Here is a 17,082-nt window from a genome sequence, read left to right on the forward strand (position 1 = left end):
TGGGAGCTGTATGCCGAGTCACGGTTCGCTTACGAAGGCGGGTAAGGTTCGTAACGCGACTCCGAAGATTCCGCCAAAGCCGAAGAAGAACCTGGTGCCCAGGAGGAGGAACAGGAGGAACTACTTGAGGCGCCTCGTTTACGCGCAGCAGACTACCGCCATGTAGTGGGCGATGAGCCTGGAGGGCTACGGGGATCAAGCTGTAAAGCTGCTAGACTCCGCTGGTGTCTCTCTCTTTGACGAGGTTGAGCTGGAGCGGGATGATGGTGTAGTTGTCCGCGGTATCGTTCTGCCGAGGCCCCAGTACGGGGATCCCGACATCCTGGTCTTGAAGCTGCCCAACGGCTACAACGTGGGGGTTGACGCGAGAAGGGTCAAATCGATTAGAAGGCTCGGTAGAGTGGAACCCTCGAGGGGCGCTTTACCACCGCCTCCCAGCTTGAAGCCGGGTTTGCCGAGGGTCCACTTCATCGGTACGGGTGGCACGATCGCGTCGCGCATCGATTACGTCTCGGGAGCCGTTTACCCGTACTTCACGGCGGAGGAGATCTACTCGATGGTTCCCGAGCTGGAGAGCGTGGCGCTGGTGTCGGCTGAGACGCTGTTCAGCGTGTTCAGCGAGGATCTAACGCCGAGGCACTGGTCGATGATCGCCGAGCGCGTGGCACAGGTCTTCGAGAGGGAGGGGCCGGCCGGAATCATCGTCGCGCACGGGACCGACACGATGGGTTACACCGCCGCGGCGCTGGCTTTTGCTCTGCGCAGGCTGCCGGGGCCCGTGGTGCTGGTGGGGGCGCAGAGGTCATCAGACAGGCCTTCGAGCGACTCGGCCACGAACGTGCTGGCGGCCGCCATTACTGCAGCGAAGGCGCCCTTCGCCGAGTCCGTGGTTGTGATGCACGCCGGCTTGGACGACACGGCTTTCTACGTGCACCGGGGTGTGCGAGTCAGGAAGATGCACACGAGCAGGAGGGATGCCTTCAGGAGCGTGAACGCGGTACCGCTCGCGAAGGTGGAGCTACCCTCGCGGGAGCTGAAGGTCTTCGCCAGGAGGTTCCTCCCGCGCTCGAGGGAGGGCGTGCTCCTGGAGAACGGCTTCGAGGAAAAAGTGGCCCTCGTCAAGTTCTACCCGGGGATGAGCGGGGAGCTCCTCGACTTCCTCGTGGACAAGGGGTACAGGGGGGTCGTGATCGAGGGTACCGGACTCGGCCACGTCTCCGAGCGTCTGCTGCCCTCCGTCAGGAGGGCAGTGGAGGAGGGGGTGGTCGTGGTCGTAGCGTCGCAGTGCCTGTGGGGTAGGGTGAACATGAACGTGTACAGGAGGGGGGTGGAGCTGCTTAAGGCCGGAGCTATACCGGCTGAGGACATGCTGCCAGAGACAGCGTTCGTGAAGCTCTCGTGGGTGCTCGCGCGCACCAACGATGCGAGGGAGGCCGCATCACTGTTCCTGACGAATGTAGCTTACGAGATGGACGAGAGGAGCGAGGAGTGGTACTACCCGCCGCTCAACTACTTCGAGAGGTACCTGGGGGGTGGAGGTCAGTGAGCTGCCGAGTGGGTCTCGAAATCCACCAGATGCTCGACACGAGGGCGAAGCTGTTCTGCAGCTGCCCGACTGAGCTGAGGAGGGGTGATCCCGATTTCACTTACAGGAGGTGGTTGAGGCTCGCGAGGAGCGAGTTGGGGGAGCTGGACCCCGCGGCGGTTTTCGAGTACTCGAAGGGGAGGATCTTCGCCTACGAGACGTTCCTCGATAACACCTGCCTTGTGGAGATGGACGAGGAGCCGCCGCACCCCCTCAACCGCGAGGCGCTGGAGGCAGCGCTGCTCATATGCCTCACTTTCAACTGCAAGGTTGTCGACGAGGTCCACGTGATGAGGAAGATCGTCATCGACGGGTCGAACACCACCGGCTTCCAGCGGACGGCTCTCATCGGCATGGACGGCTGGGTGGACGTGGAGGGGAAGAGGGTCCCCATCGCCACAGTCTGCCTGGAGGAGGATGCGGCGAGGAAGATGGGTGAGTCCGGGAGCGAGGTCGTGTACCGGCTGGATCGACTCGGGATCCCGCTGGTGGAGATCGCGACGGCCCCCGCTCTAACGAGCCCCGAGGAGGCAGGCTTAGCGGCGATGAGGATCGGCCAGCTGCTCCGCATGACAGGTCGGGTGAAGAGGGGGTTGGGGACGATTAGGCAGGACTTGAACATCTCGGTGGAGGGGGGTGCGAGGGTCGAAGTGAAGGGGGTTCAGGAGCTCGAGTTGATCCCCAGGGTCGTTGAGCTTGAGGTGAAGAGGCAGAAGGCTCTCCTCGAGATTAGAGAGGAGCTGAGGAGGCGCGGCGTGTCGGCGGAGGCCCTCAACCAGAGGGCGGTGGATGTCACCGAACTGTTCAGAGACACGAGCTCCCGCGTAGCTAGAAAGGCGCTGGCGAGCGGAGGGGTGGCTCTGGCAGTGAAGCTGCCCGGCTTCGCAGGCCTACTCGGCCGGGAGCTCCAACCCGGGCGGCGGCTGGGCACGGAGATGGCCGATAGGGCGCGCTACTGGGCTGAGGTGGGCGGGATCTTCCACAGCGATGAGCTGCCCGGGTACGGGATTAGCGCCGATGAGGTTCGCGAGGTGCGCGAGGCGCTCGGCTGCAGCGAGGGAGACGCTTTCGTCCTCGTGTTCGAGGAGGCGCGGAAGGCGGAAGGGGCTATCGAGGCCGTGCTAGAGAGGGCGAGGGAAGCCCTGGAAGGGGTGCCGCCGGAGACGAGAGCTGCGAACCCGGACGGCACAACGAGGTTCATGAGGCCGATGCCGGGTAGGGCGAGGATGTACCCGGAGACCGACATTCGGCCGGTCCCCATCCCCACGCAGCTGCTGGAGGAGCTCAAGCTGAAGCTCCCCGAACCGCCCGAAGCGAAGTTCGAGCGCTTTGTCAAGGTGTACGGGCTGAGCCACGACCTGGCTAGGAAGCTCCTGCGATCCTACAGGCTCGACCTCTTCGAGCGCATCGTAGCGGAGGTCGGCGCACCGCCGACCCTCGTCGCCTCCACGCTGGAGGGGACTCTCGTGGAGCTGCGGAGGGACGGAGTCCCCGTCCAGAACCTCAGCGACGAGCACCTGGTAGACGTCTTCAGGCTGGTGGTGAAAGGAGGGCTTGTGAAGGAGGCGATACCGGTGGTTCTCAAGCAGCTCTCCGAAAACCCCTCCCTCACAGCTGAAGAGGCCGTAAGGATCCTCGGGCTAACCCCCCTCTCGGTGGAGGAGGCGAGGGAGGTTATCCGGGGGGTTATCAAGGAAATGGAGAGCCTAGTTAGGGAGAGAGGCAGCGCCGCCTTCGGTCAAGTAATGGGCGCGGTCATGCGTAAGCTCCGAGGGAGAGTTGACGGAGCACTGATCAACAAGCTCGTTAGCGAGGAGTTGGAGAAGGCGTTAAAGAAGATTTAGCGCTTGCGGGCGGCCTCGGGCCTCTCAGATTTCAGCTTCTTGAGCTGCTCCGCCACCTTCCTTATGACGAGGCTCTTCCGCTCATCCGTGTACACTAGGACTCGGCCGCTGCTCTCGAACCACGTAGCGGGGTGCTTGGCGCTGGCGTCCAGCTCCGCCCTGTAGCCCGCTGCCTGAGCCGCTTTAAGCAAGTCCTCCGGCGTTACGCCTCTCACAGCCAGGCTCGCGGGGACGCGGCGTCGAGAGGACCTGCTCTTCGTAGCATCGAAGTAGACCGGCCAGAGCACGACCGGCCTCCTACCCTCCTCCACGCCGTAATTAAGGTATCAAGGTTTTTAAAGTGGGCGTTGGAGAGGCGAGCGTATGGGCATTTACCAGGGCAACGATCTGAGGAAGATCACGGGCGGTCTGAAGGGTAGGCACGTGAAAGTGAAGAGAAGGTACTGGATGGGGAGGCCTCCGATCGAGACGCTGCTCGGCACCGAGCGTAGGATCCACGTTAGGACGCGAGGCGGAAACCTAAAGATCAAGCTCAAGTTCGCTGAGCACGCTAACGTTGTTGACCCGAAGACGGGGCAGAGCAGGAGGGTGCGGATTCTAAGGGTTGTTTCCAACCCTAGCAGCAAGGACTACGACAGGAGGGGGGTTATAACGAGGGGTGCGGTCATAGAGACGGAGCTCGGCAGAGCCGTTGTAACGTCGCGGCCCGGGCAAGACGGCGTAATCAACGCAGTGCTGCTCCAGTGAGCGGTTTTTAAAGATCAGCGCGCAACTTTGTGGTTGGGTGAACCCGTGCCTCTTAGGGTAGTGGTTCGAGTCGCGAGCAACGCCTTTGCAAACAAGGTTTTCGTGGCAGGCTACCACGGCTTCGGCTTAGTCGGGTACTTGACTGCGAAGCACCTCGTAAAGGCCCTCGGCGGGAGGAAGATAGGTTACGTGGTTTCGCCATACATGCCTCAAGTCGTAAATGCCGGCCCTGAGGGTCTTATCACACCTTACGAGCTGTACGATGTGGGGTCGGCGGTCGTCTTCCTGCCGAACGTCCCACTCCCCCAAGCTGACTTGATCCGCATCCCCTACGAGCTCGCTGAGGCCAGCGTGGCTGGCGGAGCTAAAGTTGCACTGCTGGTAGGGGGGCTCGATGCCAGCTACAGGAAGGGCGGAGATACGATGAGGTACGCTGCTACCAGAACCTTCCTAGCCCGCTATGACAACCTCGTCAAAGGGCTGCAGCAGCTCGAGGAGGGTCTGTCGATCGTAGGACCCCTTGCAGCCATGCTGGCGTACTACGAGGCCCACGACTTCCCCGCAGTAGCTGTGCTGCCCTATGCCGATCCGAACTCGATCGATCCGATGGCGGCCAAGGCGGCTGTCGAGTTCATCTCCCGCGTGCTACAAGTAGAGGTGGATGTGAGCGATTTGATGAGAATGGCCGAAGAGAAGGCGCGGTTGGAGCGCGAGTTTGAGGAGCTCCGCAAGAGGATGGGTCGGGAGAGCAGGACCCCCAGCGTACCGACGTTCTACGTCTAATGCGGCCACTCTTCCGCCGCCGATCGCGAGCTACCGTTCGCGGCCGGTTTCAGATGAGCGCGAGCACCAGCCTAACGAAGTTGACCAGATCTTCTACGCTTGAGTAACGCCTCGTGTACACCCTCACTCCTCTTTTACGCAGCTTCTCGGCGATTCTAGCGGCGGTCCCCAGGCCGCGCTCGTAGGCGATAACGACGACCCGGTAGCCCCCAACTCCAGTGACGAACCAGGTCGTATCGCTGGCCAGCTCATTTGCAACCGCGTAGTCATCAAGAGGGATTGCCGTCTCGTACTGCGCGAGAGGATAGACGCTCTCCAGCTCGATGGGGACGACCCCGTAAGGACTTGTGACCGTCGCTACGCACACCTTGCCTCTCAGCGCTTCGTCGCTTGCAACCCTCTTAACGAACTCCCCAACCCACGTGAACCTCGCAGCCGGCCTCGCCTCAGTCTCCATGATTAGCACGAGAACGCTCGAAGCCGGGGCTTCGTAGCGCTCCCTGATCCGCACGAAGTGCCTAAAGACCTCGGGCCTACCGCGGCTAGTTAAATCGTAGAAGAAGAGACCGCTCACGCGAGCCTTCGTGGTGTAGTGGTGCTTCTCTACAAAGGCAGCGTACCTCTCGTACTCCCGTAAGGCTTTCAGGAGAGCTGGGTGGCTCCTCGCCCTCAGCTCCAGCAGCTCCCAGAGCCTCCCTTCCTTTATCGCGTTCCTGATTCTCTTTAACTCCCCCTGCAGGACATACAGGTTGTGGACAGCCAGCTTGTAGACTCTGTCCTGTGCCGGTAGACTCTTGAGCTCTTCAGCGGTTACTTTCGAGCAGATGGGGCACTCGCAGGGCAGCTCGCTCAGCTCGTCCAGCCTGAAGACCCTTTCGGGCGTCATGTACCTGCCGTCCCTCGCGTAGAGAGCGTAGGAGGCTGAGTCGAATGTATCGACGCCCATCGCAACTGCGAGCGCCAGCATGTGGGGGTTGCCGGCGCCGAAGAGGTGGAGGGGCTTGCCGGGGGGAAGGTTCATCTTGGCCGTCATCACCAGCCGCACCAGATCGCGGTACTCGTAGTTGATCATTAGCTGCACCGGCCCACCCACCGCGTAAATGTCGAAGTCCATTTGAGCCAGCTCGTGCGCAGCCCGAGCGACAATGTCCAAGTACAAACCCCCCTGAACCGGTCCCACTAGGAGCATGGACCCCCGCTCGATGCTCAGCGCCTCCCGGGCCCTCCTCAACGTCTCCGCCACCTCTCTAGCAACAACCTCGCGCGACAGCCCGTGCCTAGTCGGGATGTCGAGGATGACGCCAATATCGCTGCCCAGCTTAACTTGGTACTCGACGATCTCGAGCGGTTCGACACTCACTTCTCCGTACTCCATCAGCTGGTATGCGCCAGAGTCCGTCATTACGGGCACGTTTACGCCGAGGAGATTGTGAACCCCCATCTCGGTCGCTACATCTCCGTACCTCTTCTTGATCAGGTAGGCGTTGGTTATGAGGAGCTGGTAGCCCAGGCCGGCTACTTCGCTAGGGGGGACGACGTTTCTAGCGGGGTCGATGACCGGGGCTAGGGCTGGGGTTCTAACGACCCCGTGCTTCGTCTTGAGCCGTCCCACACGGCCTAGGAGGTCGACCTCTTCAATCTCAAAGCAGTCGCTCATACCACTTTATGCTTCGCGCGCCACTCCTCAACGAACTTCTCGAAGATGCTCCTCACTCTATCCGCTAGCGGTCCTGTGCCTTCAACCCCCTTATCGGTCACTCGAATCCTATCCATGACGGTTATCACTCGCGCTTCTGGGACGTACTTCACCATCTTCGGGAAAATCTCCTCAAGGCGCCGGGCGAGCTCCTCCATGTCGAGCGGGGGCTCGGTTAGCCTGATCTCCGCGATCGCGTGACCGTATATGATGAGCCTCGGGTAGGTTTCACCGCTCGGAGCTCTCGCGTCCTTCAACACGATGTTGTACCTTGAGGTTTCGTAGCCGAGCAGGGTGCCCTCAAAGCTCTGCCCATCGGTGGTTCGCACTACGACGTGCTTGTCGAGCAGGGAGCTCAGCTCGGAGGTGAACCTCCTCGTCGCGGTATCGACGTAAGCCAAGTTCCGGCCACCGAGCGTCCCTCAAAACCGTTTTTAATAGCTTTGCTTGCAACAGCATGAGTTATAAAAACTGTAGGTCAAACCCCACCTGTGAAGCTCAAGGTCGTTAAGGTGGAGAAGTATGATTACGCGGATGTCGCGCTGCTGGTGATGGAGGGCGAGGGCCTCACCGCCTCCCTGGAAGTGCCCACCAAGATCCTCGAGGAGGTTGGTTGGCGCCCGGCTGCGGGGGACGAAGTGGAGCTAGTGCTTGGAGAGGAGCTGGGGAGCACGGATGAGTGGGACATCGTGATGTCCGGGAAGCCACTGAAAGCTAGCGAGGGCAAAACAGCGTATACCTTCGGAGGGCTCCTCCTCACAGTGATGGGCCCGGAGCAGAAACCCTTGAGGAAAGTCTACTTGAAGCTCAGGAGGTTGGAAAAGGTAAAATAAGCGTGAATCGCGGAAGAGTCGATGACCCTTACGCAGAGGGAGCTAGAGGCCCTCGTTAATTGGGCTCGCTCCGGTTCGAGGAGAGTGAGGATCAAGTTCAAGGGTTTGAAGTACTCTGTTTTGATCAGCAGGTACGTTGAAGCTGTTGACGCGGCGGGTAGGAGAGTCCCCTGGCAGGTGGCCTTCGGCTCACGCCCCCCGCACGACGTCCTCTCCTCGTTCTCAATCGAGGAAATCGCGGTGGATGAAGCTGGTTCAAGCAAAACCTTCGCAACGATGAGCGACCTCCTCAAACACGCGGGAATCAGGCGTTAGAGTCCAGAGACAGCTCCCACTTCAGCATGCGCCTGTACTCGGCGTCAAACCAGAAGCGGCCGACCACGAAGTCCCCCGAGAGAGCGTGGTGCAGCCAGACGCTGTCGTCCTCCCACATCTCCTTGAGGGGCAGCTGATCCACCGCGTACCAGTGAGGTTCAGCCTCCTCGCTCGGCCTCGGCTCCCCCTCGAAGTCTTTAGAGAGGTAGACGTGGACGATCCAGTCTGGCTCGTCGGATACCGAGTAGAACGTGAGCACACCCACCTTAACTAACGAGCGTACACGAACGTTAACCTCCTCGTAAACCTCCCGTACCGCGGCTTCCTCCGGCGTCTCGCCCGGCTCTATGCGCCCACCAACCCCCACTAGCTTGCCGGCGCCAAAACCCTTCTTCTTCCTGATTAGAAGCACCTTTCCGTCGCGCAGCAGGAAGCAGAGCACTGCGTGAGCGGTCATACGCGGGACTCGCCTCTCAGCGCAAGAAGCTCCCTTACGTAGGGTGAGAGGTGCTGAGTGAGGATCGCCAGCCCCTCCTCGACCCCTCCCTTTTCCATCCCTCTTAAAGTGATTTTCACCATTTCCTCGACGCTGAAGCCCTTGAGCCAGGCGTAGGCGATAACAGCCTCGAGCACGTCTTCCGGCTTCAACGCTCCGAGGCTGCGAATCCCCACCCGCTTCGAAACCGCTCTGAGCACGGAGTCAGGGACCTTAACGCCCCACGGCCTCCCGTCGCGGAGGGTCAATGCTGCCGATACCGTGAAGTTGACAATGGCATCTCCCAGCCTGGCCAGCTCCTTCAGGCTCGCTGAAACCTTCATCCCTCAACTGCTCGGAGCCACTGGTCTCTAAGCTCCTCGAAGAGCTCTTTTAGCCTGGCTGCAGCTTCCGCGAGCGCGTCGAAGGGTGCCTTGCTCCCGTCAGTGATGATCGTCAAGGTGTACTCGCGGGTGAGCGGGTGTTCCTCGCGGTACGCGGCGATCACTACGCTCCCATCCTTCTGTAGCTCCTCCGTGAGCAGGTTGAGGAGGGTATGGTCCTCTCCCTGCACCTTGAGCGTCAACCGGTTAGGCTCGTTGCGTAGGATCGATATCTTGAGCTCCTCGCCCACGGCTACGCGCTGGCAACTCGAAGGTAAAAAACCTACCGTGCCTCGCGGCTTGAATCCAGGTTGGAGAGCCGTTTCAAGGCCTCCTCGTAGTTGACGCTCAGCACGTACTTACCGCTCTCCTCGTCCACCTTCACTATGCCTAAGCGCTGTAGCTTTTCGAAGGCCTCCTCCACGGTAAGGTCGAGCGCCGTAGCTAACACAGCTGCCAACCTCCTCGCTAGAGGGGCGGCGGGGGTCTCGAGGGCTTCAGAGTACTTCGCAGAAAAGGTTTCTGCGACCTCTACGGCTCGCTTGAAGGGGGCGTTCGTGACCAGGTGCCCCCCATCCACGCTCGCCCTGTACCCCATAAGGGTCAATGTATCAGCAAGTGCCGCTAACGGTATGCTCACTTTAAGATTGGCGGAGGCCAGCAGGAGGCCGATGCTGTGCCTGAAGAAGCCCTTCCTCGGAGCCTGCCTAGATGTCCTCCACTCCTTCAGGAGCGCGATAAGCTTCCGGTAATCCTCTTCGGATTTCACGGGCGGAGCTAGGAGGATGAGCTTGAGCGAGGGGCCTGACTGCTCTGCGGCTAAATTCCCGACTCTCGCCAGTGCGTACTGGAGGAACTCTGCCGCTTCGCTGGCCGAAGCGAACTTGAGGGTGATCACTCTCTTCCTTCTCGCGCTCATCTCAACGCGTAGTACCTTGAAATCTTCCTCTTCTTGTGTGTTCTCCTGCACGTCGGGCAGTAGAGCCAGAGCCCCCTCTTCTTCAGCGGCGTCAAGCACTTTGGGCAACGGGTGAGGAGGAGGCCGTACTCAGGCCCCCTGGTTGAGAGCATGTAGGGTGGTTTACGGGATAGGACGCGCGCCCGGAGGATGTCCCCGTAGCCGTAGACTTCGTGCAAACTCCTCAGCCTCTCGTTGCTCGCCTCCGATATGTGAATGATCCCCCTGAAGGGCACGGGGTAGAAAACCTTCGCCGTCTCGTTGTAGAAGATGTCGGCGTATGCGACAGCGTCCCTGACAACCGCGACGATCGCATGGATGGCATCACCGCTCTTGGGTAGAGGTAAGCGCTTAGCCTCAACAACGCTGGCCTCGTGCTTGATCGCGTCCAGCTTCACGCGCCCAACGGCCTTCGCCCTCACCACGCCGTCGAACTCGTAGGCGTTATGCGCCGGCATGTACTCCTCTATAACCCCGAGCTCATCGCCGGGAACCGCGAACCCCTCTTCACCCACAGGGCGCTCAACGCATCACTAAGAAAAAGGTGCCGCTCTGACGACCACCACTCTCACGCGGTGCTCCCTCTTGTGATGGTGCGGCATCGTGGGGGGGAGCCTGACTACGTCCTCAAAGAGCAGTGCAGCTTCAGCCCCCTTCTCGCGGCACTTCTCGAGTACGTAGCGTGCAGTCTCAGCCTTATGCACGCTGTACACCCTCTCGGCCAATCTCAACGCGACCGCCAGAAAGACTACGTCGGCCCCCCTCCCATGCACGCCAAACGGAGGGTTCTGGAGCGCGCAGCGGGCTCTCCGGGAGAGGGTCAGGAACCTAACGTCGGCGCAAACGGCGTCCACCCGCGCGTCAACGCCCAACCGCCTGGCGGCCTCAATGGCTACCTTCAAGGCCTCGCGGTCCAATTCGACAAGCAGCACGTACTCGGAGCCCATTAGCGCAGCCCCGATCCCGAGCCTACCCGTCCCGGCTCCAAGGTCGATCACGGTCTGGGCGGGGAGATCGTGGAATGAAAATGCTGCCACCCACAGGAGCCGTGAAGCCAAGTGGACTGGGGTCGCGTACTGCTCCAGCTCCAGCTTCGGGCTCGGGTGCGGCGGAACTGTAGAAAGGAGGAGCTCCAGCTCCTTCTTCTTCATCTCGCGCTACTGGATCTTGTACCGGAGTATCGCAGCGATCCCCCCGAAGATGCGCGCGAACTCCTTCCCCTCCCCAGTCTCCGTCGAAACGAGCACAACCTCGCTCCCCCCCTCCTCTGCGAGCTTCGCCAATTCCTCGATAAGAGACACCCTCTCCAGCTCCTCGACGTTCGGGGAGCCGCACTTCCTGCAGGATACGCTGGCCGAGGCGTCCACGGTCACGCGTTCCTCGAAATTGCAGACCTTGCACCTGTAGCTGACGACTTCCTTGCTCAAGCTCTCCGAGAGTAGGAGCGTCTTCACGGCTTTCTGCTCGAGAGCCCTTCTTACCTCCTGCTCGCCGTAGACCGCCATCCCCGTGTCTCGGGAGACGTTGTAGAGCAGCTCGTTCACCGCCTCCCTCTCTCTGATGTACTGGACGTCTCTGAGTAGCTCCTCTGCCCGGTTCACCAGCTCGTAGATGCCCGCCTCCCCGCTGTATCCGATGTCGAAGACGCCCAGTACCTTCTCCTTCAGCTGGTAGTGGAGGTAGTCGCCCTTCAGGAACTCCTCCTTCGCCGGCCCTGGGCCACCCACGATGATGCCCTTCAAGTCGGGGATCTCGAGGAAAATCTTGTTGGCGTACTCGCCCACCCTCTTGTAGAACTCGTGGGTGAGCTGCTCGATAATCCTCTCGAACCTCCTGGCTGACTGCCCACCAGCCCTGTGCTTCCTGGGTATACCCGATTCGATCTCCTTCACTACTTCAAGGCTCTTGCCGCGCAATATCCCGAAGGCTGCTTCGCCGGAGTCCACCGCTATCAAGCCGTAGGCTCCTTTCACCGCCACCATGTCCTCCAGGATCTCCGTGTAGAACCTCGAATCGCACCGGTAGAGCCACACCTTCAGCCTTTGGGGGGGCTCGATCACGTGAACCTCCAGCTTCTCGTCTCCCGGCACGTCGCCCGCGACGTACCCGGCGAAGATCACGAGACCGTTGGGTGGTGTTGTTTTGAAGAGCTTCAGCCTCTGCATCACGGCCGTTAGGGCGTCGAGGACGTGGTGCCTCGTTGTGCGATCCTTGATGTTGGACGCGGCTGAGTACTCGCTCCTTAGAACCTCGGCCACCTCGCTGATCGGCCTACCCGCTGGAATGTACAGTGAGATCAGCTCCGTCCCCCTCCCCTCCTTCTTCTTCAGCTCGCGCAGGAACTCCTGCAGCCTTAGCCTCTCCACTTCCGACATGGGATGCAAGCCTACCGGTGCAGTCGCATTATAAGATTATCCGCGTGGCGTATTCTTACGAGGGCTACTCGAAAGTGACGGAGCAGGGCACTATCAACTTAAAGCCGAGGGCGCAGGTATGACCCAGCTTTATGCTGGCGATCGGCAAAGTGGTTAAAGTTACCCGCGATGGCAAGCTCGTCGTGAAGGCGGAAGCCCTACCAAAGCTGGGGGCGCAGGTGTATGACTCCTCAGCCAACGTGGTCGGTTTCGTGTACGACATCATAGGCCCCGTTTCCTCTCCCTATGTCGTCGTGAAAGTGACGTCTCCTAGGTTGCGGGAGCCCAGCTACCTGCTCAACCGCTTGCTCTACGCTACCGAAGTATCGAAAAGGAGGGGTGGGGGTTGATGAAGTGCCCTAATTGCGGCTCGGAGAAGGTGATCCTCGACCAGTACCACGGGGAGGTCAAGTGCAGCGACTGCGGCTTCGTCGTCGAGGAAATTGTTGACACGGGGCAGGAGTGGAGAGCTTACGATGGGGAGCAGCTGGTCGCTAGGGCGAGAGCCGAACCCGTGAAGACGCCCTCGCGCCTGGCCACCGTGATCGGCCGGCCGGTAGCTCTAAGCGCGGAGAGAAGGTTCGAGTTCACCCGCCTTTCATTCATCCAGGATTCTATCTCAGCCGACGAGAGGAGCGTAAGCGCGGGGAAGAGGGAGATCGCGCGGATAGCTGCAGCAGCCCAGCTGCCGCAGCAGGTTAGGGAGGAGGCTCAGAGGCTCTTCATCGTAGCCCACAGGGAGGGCTTGCTCAAGGGGGGGAGCGTCGCTGCTATGGCTGTCGCCTGCCTCGCCCTAGCCTGCAGAGAGTTTGGCCTACCGAGCATCATCCACAAGCTGGTGGAGCTATCGGCCGCGGATCCGCAGAGGGTACGCCGCTGCTACACAGCGCTGCTGGCATGCCTAGGCAAGAGGGTGGTCCTGAAGCCGCCCACCCCCCTAAAGTACGTGCCGATGATAGCCGGAAAGCTAGGCATGAGCACGAAGGTTCAACGCACAGCAGCCGAGATCATCAGAGCGGCCGAGGAGGGCAAGATCATACTCGGTAAACCACCAAGAAGCGTAGCAGCGGCGGCTCTCTACATAGCGGCGCTCATACACGGGGAGAGGGAGCGGGGGAGGCAAGAGATAGCGGCGGCAGCCGGGATTACCGAGACCACTTTGAGGAAGCGCGCGAAGGATCTGATGAGGAAGCTCGATATAACCGTCCAAGTATAACGAGCCAATAAAGAGAAACTTTTTACCTCACCCCTCGCTGGAAAAGGGGAGTGAGGTGTAGATATGCGTAACGAGGCTAGGGAGCTTCGTCTCAGCGAGGGTGGTGGCGAGCAGCTCGAGAGGCGCCTGCTCGAACTGGTCTCAGCCGCCGGAGATGCTGGGATTCTGCAGAGGGATGTATGGCACTTGTTGAACATCGACAGCAGGAAGGGCAGCAGGATTATCAAGAGGCTCGAGAAGATGGGGTTGATCTCCCGCGAAACCGTGGTTCACAAGGGGAGGAGGGTATACCTCCTCAAACCCACCAGGAAGCTTCGCTTCATGCCCAAGCTTCCAGACGAACTGGATGAGATCCCCTGCTTCTACTGCCCCCTACTGACCCTCTGCGGCGACCCCTCCAAGATCCTCAGCTGCGAACGAATGGCGAAGTGGCTCCTCGACTCCAACGTACCGCCAGCCTAGCGATGAAACTATAAGGAGAGTCTCGCGCCCAGCGTGTGAGCCTAATCAGGTGCTTCGTAGCGGTAGACGTAGAGGAGCCGCTTGTAGTCTCCAGGGTGGCTGGGCTGCAGGAGCAGCTGAAGGCCACCGGTGCAAGCATCAAGCTGGTGGAACTGGAGAACCTGCACTTGACTCTAAGGTTTATCGGGGAAGTGCCTCCGGAGACCGTGGAGAGGATCAAAGCGGCCCTGGAGTCGGTAGACTTCGAGCCCTTCACGGTGAGCTTCGCTGGGTTGGGAGCCTTTCCGGACGCGAGGAGGCCTAGGGTCGTGTGGGTGGGGGTGCGGGAGGGCGCGAGGGAGCTGTCCGAGCTCAGCTCTAAGGTGAACGCTGCTCTCTCGAAGCTCAAGCTGCCGAGGCCTGAGGAGGAGTTCACGCCGCACTTGACGATAGCCCGGGTCAAGGGGGGTGTCGGAAGCCTCCCCCGGATGCTGCAGGAGGCCTCCCACGTTGAGGTCGGCTCCATGCTCGTGGACAGGTTCAGGCTGAAGAGGAGCACTCTCACCTCGCGAGGGCCGATCTACCAGACGCTCTACGAGCGGGCGGCGAGGAGATGAACGAGTTCGAGGCTGTTCTAGCGGAAGTCCTAAGGAGGGTCACGCCTTCGCCGGAGGAAAGGGCGCGAGTAGGCGCTGTAGTAGAAAACGTGGTTGAGGGGCTCCGCAAAGCTGTAGCCGAGCTGGCCCTAAGGGCCGAGGTCGAAGTTGAAGGCTCGTACGCTAAAGACACGTGGCTGTCGGGCGACGTCGACGTAGACATCTTCCTCCTCTTTGACACGAGCGTCAGCCTCGAGGAGCTAAGGGCGGGCGGCCTAGCTGCGGCCAGGATGGCGGCGCAGCTCGTTGGAGCCAAATGCGTCGAAAGGTTCGCCTCCCACCCCTACCTAACCCTACTGCTGGACGCGTGCAGCATCGATGTTGTCCCAGCCTATCGGGTTCCAAACCCCAGCCAGATAAGGTCTCCAGTCGATAGAACGCCCTTCCACACCTCCTATGTGAGGAGGAAGCTCAACGAGAAGCCGGAGTTGAGGAGGGATGTGAGGATCCTGAAGCGCTTTGCGAAAGGCATTGGCGTCTACGGCGCAGAAGTGAAGGTTGAGGGATTCTCCGGCTACCTTCTTGAACTCCTCGTGATCCATTACGGCTCCTTCCTGGACCTCATAAGGTCGGCTGCCAGGTGGAAGCCTTACAAGGTAATCATCGATATCGAGGGCCGCTACCCCGACAAGCGAAGCATACTCGAGCGGTTCAAGGACCCCCTGGTCGTCGTCGACCCCGTCGACCCGGGCAGGAACGTGGCCAGCCCCGTCTCGTTGGAGAGCCTAAGCAGGTTCATTGCCGCTGCCCGCGCCTTCCTTAGGAAGCCTTCAATCCGCTTCTTCTACCCCGCGATACCCGAACCGAGGCAGCTCGAGGCTCTACTCGAGGGGAGGGCGGTTGCCGCGGTGAAGCTGAGGGTTCCGGCTTTACCAGAGGATATCCTCTGGGGGCAGGTGAAGAGGGCCTTGAGAGCTCTACGGAGCGGGCTTGAGCGCTTCGACTTCCACGTCATTGGAGCCTCGGCATGGGCCGAGGGTGAGGAGGTGGTGCTCCTCTTTGAACTGGAGACGCTGGAGCTTCCTCCGCTTGAGAGGCACGAGGGTCCACCCGTATACTCCGACCACGACGAGCGCTTCATTTCAGCGTACGCTGCCGGCAGCTGCGTAGCCGGCCCCTACATCGAAGGTGACAGGTGGGTCGTCATCAGGCCAAGGAAGGTGCGGAACGCACGCGAAGCGCTGACCAAGCTGCTCTCCACGTACAACATCGGTGAACACTTGACGGAGTGCGCGAAGAGCGGGTTCCAGATCCTCACAGGCGGGGAGGTGGTCAAAGCGAGTACCCTTGATAGCTACAGGGTCCACCTCTACGAGTGGCTCACCAGAAAGGAGCGATGGATGCTGGAAGCGGAGTGAGAAAAGCGTGCTGCTACTGCTTGGCGCAATGTCGACGGCGGCCTTCAGCCCAGGGGTCTGGCGGTAGCGCCTATCATGATCGTGGGGGCGTTTTCGTTTTTCGCGGGCGGACGCAAAGCACTTTGTTATGCGATTGCCCGGAGTAACGGGTTGAAGTGACCGGAGTCAAGTTGTGGCGGTTGAGCGATCGGCAGTTGTGTGTTCTCACGTACCCAGCCTTCGATAGGGAGAGCGCTGCGAGAAGGCTGGTGGAGTTGAGTTTGCTCGGCGTCGATGAGCTGGCCTTTGAGGGCCCAGTGGAGCTTTGGGGCCTCAGAGTAATCGCGAAGGGGACCGTGGGCATTGTGGTTAAGGGGAGATGGATGGGGGTCAACGTAGCAGTGAAGGTGAGGCGTCTGGACGCGAACAGGCCCTCTCTGCTGGGAGAGGCTGAGAAGCTGCGCTTGGCCAACAAGGTGGGGGTGGGGCCGCGGCTGCTGGCAGCCTCGAGGAACTTCCTGGTGTGGAAGTACATTGAGGGGGCGCTGCTGGAGGATTGGGGTTTGAAAGCGAGCGAGGAAGAGCTGAAGGCCGCGGTGGGGGAGCTGATTAGGCAGGCTCTAGCCCTCGATAAGATCGGCCTCGTCCATCAGGAGCTCTCGAGGCTCGGCGACCACGTGCTCGTAACCCCGGAGCTGGGAGTAGTCATATTCGACTTCGAGACCGCTAGCCTGGTTAGCGGGAGGAGCAACGTGACGCAGGTCATCCAGGGCCTGATGCTTCGGAACACAGCCTTCGCGAAGCGGGTCAGAGAGGTGTTCGGCGTTTCGAAGGAGGAGGTGCTCAGGATCGTGAGGGAGTACAAGGTGACGAGGCGATCTGAAGCTCTGGAGCCTCTGCTAGGCGATCGGCTGGCCGGCAACCTCTAGAGGTGGGGGAGCGAGCGCCTTGCCGCCGGCGAGGAGCGTCAGGAGGTGGAGGGCTTTCCTCCTTGAGAGGATCTTGTTGTTGTTCCCGCAGTAGGGCGAGTAAATGCACTTTGGGCACCCATCCTCGCAAGTGCAAGAGGAGATTATGCGGAGAGCCCTCGACAGTGCCTCCTCAAGCCGGTGGAAGAGCAGCTTGCTGCAGCCCGAGCCGCCCGGGTAACTGTCATAGATGAAGATGTGGCCGGTCGGGTAGCTGATGCCACCCATGTCCGTCATCGAGGCTCCGACAACCGTCTGTCCGGCCGAGATGGTTACGTGCTCTATCGCGTGGAAGGCTTCCGCATTCCCCGTCAGGCTCCACTCGGGGTTCGGCGGGAGGCGGAGCAGAATACCCCTGGTCGGGAACTCGTAGCTGTACTCCTCGCTGAGTAAGGCCTCTCTCACTGTGGCGCCGCTCTCCGCCTCCTTCA

General features: G+C 60.7%; 24 protein-coding genes. 13 read left to right on the forward strand and 11 right to left on the reverse strand.

The genetic code is table 11. The annotated features are described in order from the left end of the window. Window positions 1–10 precede the first annotated feature (10 nt). The 3 genes from QXF46_07530 to gatE are packed head-to-tail and all read left to right on the forward strand — an operon-like array spanning window position 11 to window position 3,429. Window positions 11–166 carry a 30S ribosomal protein S30e gene (locus tag QXF46_07530; GenBank protein MEM0226714.1) on the forward strand — a complete coding sequence of 52 codons (156 nt, stop codon included), beginning with the start codon at window positions 11–13 and terminating at the stop codon, window positions 164–166. 6 nt (window positions 167–172) lie between these two features. Continuing rightward, window positions 173–1,546 (forward strand): Glu-tRNA(Gln) amidotransferase subunit GatD, encoded by a 1,374-nt coding sequence (gene gatD, locus QXF46_07535; protein ID MEM0226715.1) that lies wholly within the window; start codon window positions 173–175, stop codon window positions 1,544–1,546. After that, window positions 1,543–3,429: a Glu-tRNA(Gln) amidotransferase subunit GatE gene (gene gatE, locus QXF46_07540; GenBank protein MEM0226716.1), complete on the forward strand. Its 1,887-nt coding sequence runs from the start codon at window positions 1,543–1,545 to the stop codon at window positions 3,427–3,429. The genes gatD and gatE overlap by 4 nt, the downstream gene beginning before the upstream one ends. Here gatE and QXF46_07545 read toward each other — a convergent pair. After that, window positions 3,426–3,740: a signal recognition particle subunit SRP19/SEC65 family protein gene (locus QXF46_07545; GenBank protein ID MEM0226717.1), complete on the reverse strand. Its 315-nt coding sequence runs from the start codon at window positions 3,738–3,740 to the stop codon at window positions 3,426–3,428. The two genes, gatE and QXF46_07545, sit on opposite strands and share 4 nt — an antisense overlap. A gap of 52 nt (window positions 3,741–3,792) precedes the next feature. On the opposite strand from QXF46_07545, the gene QXF46_07550 reads away from it, so the two are divergent. After that, window positions 3,793–4,176 carry a 30S ribosomal protein S8e gene (locus tag QXF46_07550; protein ID MEM0226718.1) on the forward strand — a complete coding sequence of 128 codons (384 nt, stop codon included), beginning with the start codon at window positions 3,793–3,795 and terminating at the stop codon, window positions 4,174–4,176. Window positions 4,177–4,221: 45 nt separating this feature from the next. Continuing rightward, window positions 4,222–4,959 carry a PAC2 family protein gene (locus QXF46_07555; GenBank protein MEM0226719.1) on the forward strand — a complete coding sequence of 246 codons (738 nt, stop codon included), beginning with the start codon at window positions 4,222–4,224 and terminating at the stop codon, window positions 4,957–4,959. A gap of 49 nt (window positions 4,960–5,008) precedes the next feature. Here QXF46_07555 and tgtA read toward each other — a convergent pair whose 3' ends face one another. Together tgtA and QXF46_07565 are read right to left on the reverse strand one after the other, a co-directional pair. After that, window positions 5,009–6,616: a tRNA guanosine(15) transglycosylase TgtA gene (gene tgtA, locus QXF46_07560; protein ID MEM0226720.1), complete on the reverse strand. Its 1,608-nt coding sequence runs from the start codon at window positions 6,614–6,616 to the stop codon at window positions 5,009–5,011. After that, the gene (locus tag QXF46_07565) at window positions 6,613–7,056 is read right to left on the reverse strand and encodes an Lsm family RNA-binding protein (protein MEM0226721.1); all 444 of its coding nucleotides are present in this window, start codon (window positions 7,054–7,056) and stop codon (window positions 6,613–6,615) included. Before QXF46_07565 ends, tgtA begins: the two co-directional genes overlap by 4 nt. 90 nt (window positions 7,057–7,146) lie before the next feature. On the opposite strand from QXF46_07565, the gene QXF46_07570 reads away from it, so the two are divergent. Together QXF46_07570 and QXF46_07575 are read left to right on the forward strand one after the other, a co-directional pair. Continuing rightward, window positions 7,147–7,488: a hypothetical protein gene (locus QXF46_07570; protein MEM0226722.1), complete on the forward strand. Its 342-nt coding sequence runs from the start codon at window positions 7,147–7,149 to the stop codon at window positions 7,486–7,488. A gap of 21 nt (window positions 7,489–7,509) precedes the next feature. Beyond that, window positions 7,510–7,803 (forward strand): hypothetical protein, encoded by a 294-nt coding sequence (locus QXF46_07575; protein MEM0226723.1) that lies wholly within the window; start codon window positions 7,510–7,512, stop codon window positions 7,801–7,803. On the opposite strand, the gene QXF46_07580 is transcribed toward QXF46_07575, so the two are convergent. The 7 genes from QXF46_07580 to prf1 are packed head-to-tail and all read right to left on the reverse strand — an operon-like array spanning window position 7,793 to window position 11,994. After that, window positions 7,793–8,260, reverse strand: a complete 468-nt coding sequence (locus tag QXF46_07580; protein ID MEM0226724.1) for an 8-oxo-dGTP diphosphatase — start codon at window positions 8,258–8,260, stop codon at window positions 7,793–7,795. The two genes, QXF46_07575 and QXF46_07580, sit on opposite strands and share 11 nt — an antisense overlap. After that, a complete protein-coding gene (locus QXF46_07585) occupies window positions 8,257–8,622 on the reverse strand; it encodes a ribonuclease III family protein (protein MEM0226725.1) in 366 nt (121 codons plus the stop codon). The genes QXF46_07580 and QXF46_07585 overlap by 4 nt, the downstream gene beginning before the upstream one ends. Beyond that, the gene (locus QXF46_07590; protein ID MEM0226726.1) at window positions 8,619–8,912 is read right to left on the reverse strand and encodes an RpoL/Rpb11 RNA polymerase subunit family protein; all 294 of its coding nucleotides are present in this window, start codon (window positions 8,910–8,912) and stop codon (window positions 8,619–8,621) included. The genes QXF46_07585 and QXF46_07590 overlap by 4 nt, the downstream gene beginning before the upstream one ends. A 32-nt stretch (window positions 8,913–8,944) precedes the next feature. Next, a complete protein-coding gene (locus QXF46_07595; GenBank protein ID MEM0226727.1) occupies window positions 8,945–9,679 on the reverse strand; it encodes a DUF2067 family protein in 735 nt (244 codons plus the stop codon). Next, window positions 9,577–10,134, reverse strand: coding sequence for an exosome complex RNA-binding protein Csl4 (locus QXF46_07600; GenBank protein MEM0226728.1), 558 nt, complete (start codon window positions 10,132–10,134; stop codon window positions 9,577–9,579). Before QXF46_07600 ends, QXF46_07595 begins: the two co-directional genes overlap by 103 nt. A gap of 18 nt (window positions 10,135–10,152) precedes the next feature. Next, window positions 10,153–10,770, reverse strand: coding sequence for an METTL5 family protein (locus QXF46_07605; GenBank protein MEM0226729.1), 618 nt, complete (start codon window positions 10,768–10,770; stop codon window positions 10,153–10,155). A gap of 6 nt (window positions 10,771–10,776) precedes the next feature. Further along, the gene (gene prf1 / locus QXF46_07610) at window positions 10,777–11,994 is read right to left on the reverse strand and encodes a peptide chain release factor aRF-1 (GenBank protein MEM0226730.1); all 1,218 of its coding nucleotides are present in this window, start codon (window positions 11,992–11,994) and stop codon (window positions 10,777–10,779) included. A gap of 131 nt (window positions 11,995–12,125) precedes the next feature. Here prf1 and QXF46_07615 point away from each other — a divergent pair, with 131 nt between their 5' ends. The 6 genes from QXF46_07615 to QXF46_07640 all read left to right on the forward strand — a co-directional run bounded on the left by QXF46_07615 (window position 12,126) and on the right by QXF46_07640 (window position 16,612). Beyond that, window positions 12,126–12,383, forward strand: a complete 258-nt coding sequence (locus tag QXF46_07615; protein ID MEM0226731.1) for a Gar1/Naf1 family protein — start codon at window positions 12,126–12,128, stop codon at window positions 12,381–12,383. After that, window positions 12,383–13,249 (forward strand): TFIIB-type zinc ribbon-containing protein, encoded by an 867-nt coding sequence (locus QXF46_07620; protein ID MEM0226732.1) that lies wholly within the window; start codon window positions 12,383–12,385, stop codon window positions 13,247–13,249. The genes QXF46_07615 and QXF46_07620 overlap by 1 nt, the downstream gene beginning before the upstream one ends. 63 nt (window positions 13,250–13,312) lie before the next feature. Beyond that, window positions 13,313–13,711 (forward strand): winged helix DNA-binding protein, encoded by a 399-nt coding sequence (locus QXF46_07625; GenBank protein MEM0226733.1) that lies wholly within the window; start codon window positions 13,313–13,315, stop codon window positions 13,709–13,711. A gap of 35 nt (window positions 13,712–13,746) precedes the next feature. Next, window positions 13,747–14,307, forward strand: coding sequence for an RNA 2',3'-cyclic phosphodiesterase (gene thpR, locus QXF46_07630; GenBank protein ID MEM0226734.1), 561 nt, complete (start codon window positions 13,747–13,749; stop codon window positions 14,305–14,307). Continuing rightward, complete coding sequence (gene cca / locus QXF46_07635; protein ID MEM0226735.1) at window positions 14,304–15,704, forward strand: CCA tRNA nucleotidyltransferase; 1,401 nt, start codon at window positions 14,304–14,306, stop codon at window positions 15,702–15,704. The genes thpR and cca overlap by 4 nt, the downstream gene beginning before the upstream one ends. A 155-nt stretch (window positions 15,705–15,859) precedes the next feature. Next, window positions 15,860–16,612 (forward strand): hypothetical protein, encoded by a 753-nt coding sequence (locus tag QXF46_07640; protein MEM0226736.1) that lies wholly within the window; start codon window positions 15,860–15,862, stop codon window positions 16,610–16,612. On the opposite strand, the gene QXF46_07645 is transcribed toward QXF46_07640, so the two are convergent. Continuing rightward, window positions 16,583–17,082: Zn-binding domain-containing protein (locus QXF46_07645; protein MEM0226737.1), on the reverse strand; the 500-nt coding region annotated here is incomplete at its 5' end. The two genes, QXF46_07640 and QXF46_07645, sit on opposite strands and share 30 nt — an antisense overlap.

It is taken from the genome of Thermofilaceae archaeon (assembly GCA_038731975.1).
Lineage (GTDB): Archaea > Thermoproteota > Thermoprotei > Thermofilales > Thermofilaceae > JANXEW01.

What these genes read in the sequence shown, in the direction of transcription:
- QXF46_07530 (MEM0226714.1), top strand. Translation starts at nt 11, where the DNA reads ATGCCGAGTCACGGTTCGCTTACGAAGGCGGGTAAGGTTCGTAACGCG.
- gatD (MEM0226715.1), top strand. Translation starts at nt 173, where the DNA reads ATGAGCCTGGAGGGCTACGGGGATCAAGCTGTAAAGCTGCTAGACTCC.
- QXF46_07550 (MEM0226718.1), top strand. Translation starts at nt 3,793, where the DNA reads ATGGGCATTTACCAGGGCAACGATCTGAGGAAGATCACGGGCGGTCTG.
- tgtA (MEM0226720.1), bottom strand. Translation starts at nt 6,616, where the DNA reads ATGAGCGACTGCTTTGAGATTGAAGAGGTCGACCTCCTAGGCCGTGTG.
- QXF46_07575 (MEM0226723.1), top strand. Translation starts at nt 7,510, where the DNA reads ATGACCCTTACGCAGAGGGAGCTAGAGGCCCTCGTTAATTGGGCTCGC.
- QXF46_07580 (MEM0226724.1), bottom strand. Translation starts at nt 8,260, where the DNA reads ATGACCGCTCACGCAGTGCTCTGCTTCCTGCTGCGCGACGGAAAGGTG.
- QXF46_07585 (MEM0226725.1), bottom strand. Translation starts at nt 8,622, where the DNA reads ATGAAGGTTTCAGCGAGCCTGAAGGAGCTGGCCAGGCTGGGAGATGCC.
- QXF46_07605 (MEM0226729.1), bottom strand. Translation starts at nt 10,770, where the DNA reads ATGAAGAAGAAGGAGCTGGAGCTCCTCCTTTCTACAGTTCCGCCGCAC.
- prf1 (MEM0226730.1), bottom strand. Translation starts at nt 11,994, where the DNA reads ATGTCGGAAGTGGAGAGGCTAAGGCTGCAGGAGTTCCTGCGCGAGCTG.
- QXF46_07615 (MEM0226731.1), top strand. Translation starts at nt 12,126, where the DNA reads ATGCTGGCGATCGGCAAAGTGGTTAAAGTTACCCGCGATGGCAAGCTC.
- QXF46_07620 (MEM0226732.1), top strand. Translation starts at nt 12,383, where the DNA reads ATGAAGTGCCCTAATTGCGGCTCGGAGAAGGTGATCCTCGACCAGTAC.
- QXF46_07625 (MEM0226733.1), top strand. Translation starts at nt 13,313, where the DNA reads ATGCGTAACGAGGCTAGGGAGCTTCGTCTCAGCGAGGGTGGTGGCGAG.
- cca (MEM0226735.1), top strand. Translation starts at nt 14,304, where the DNA reads ATGAACGAGTTCGAGGCTGTTCTAGCGGAAGTCCTAAGGAGGGTCACG.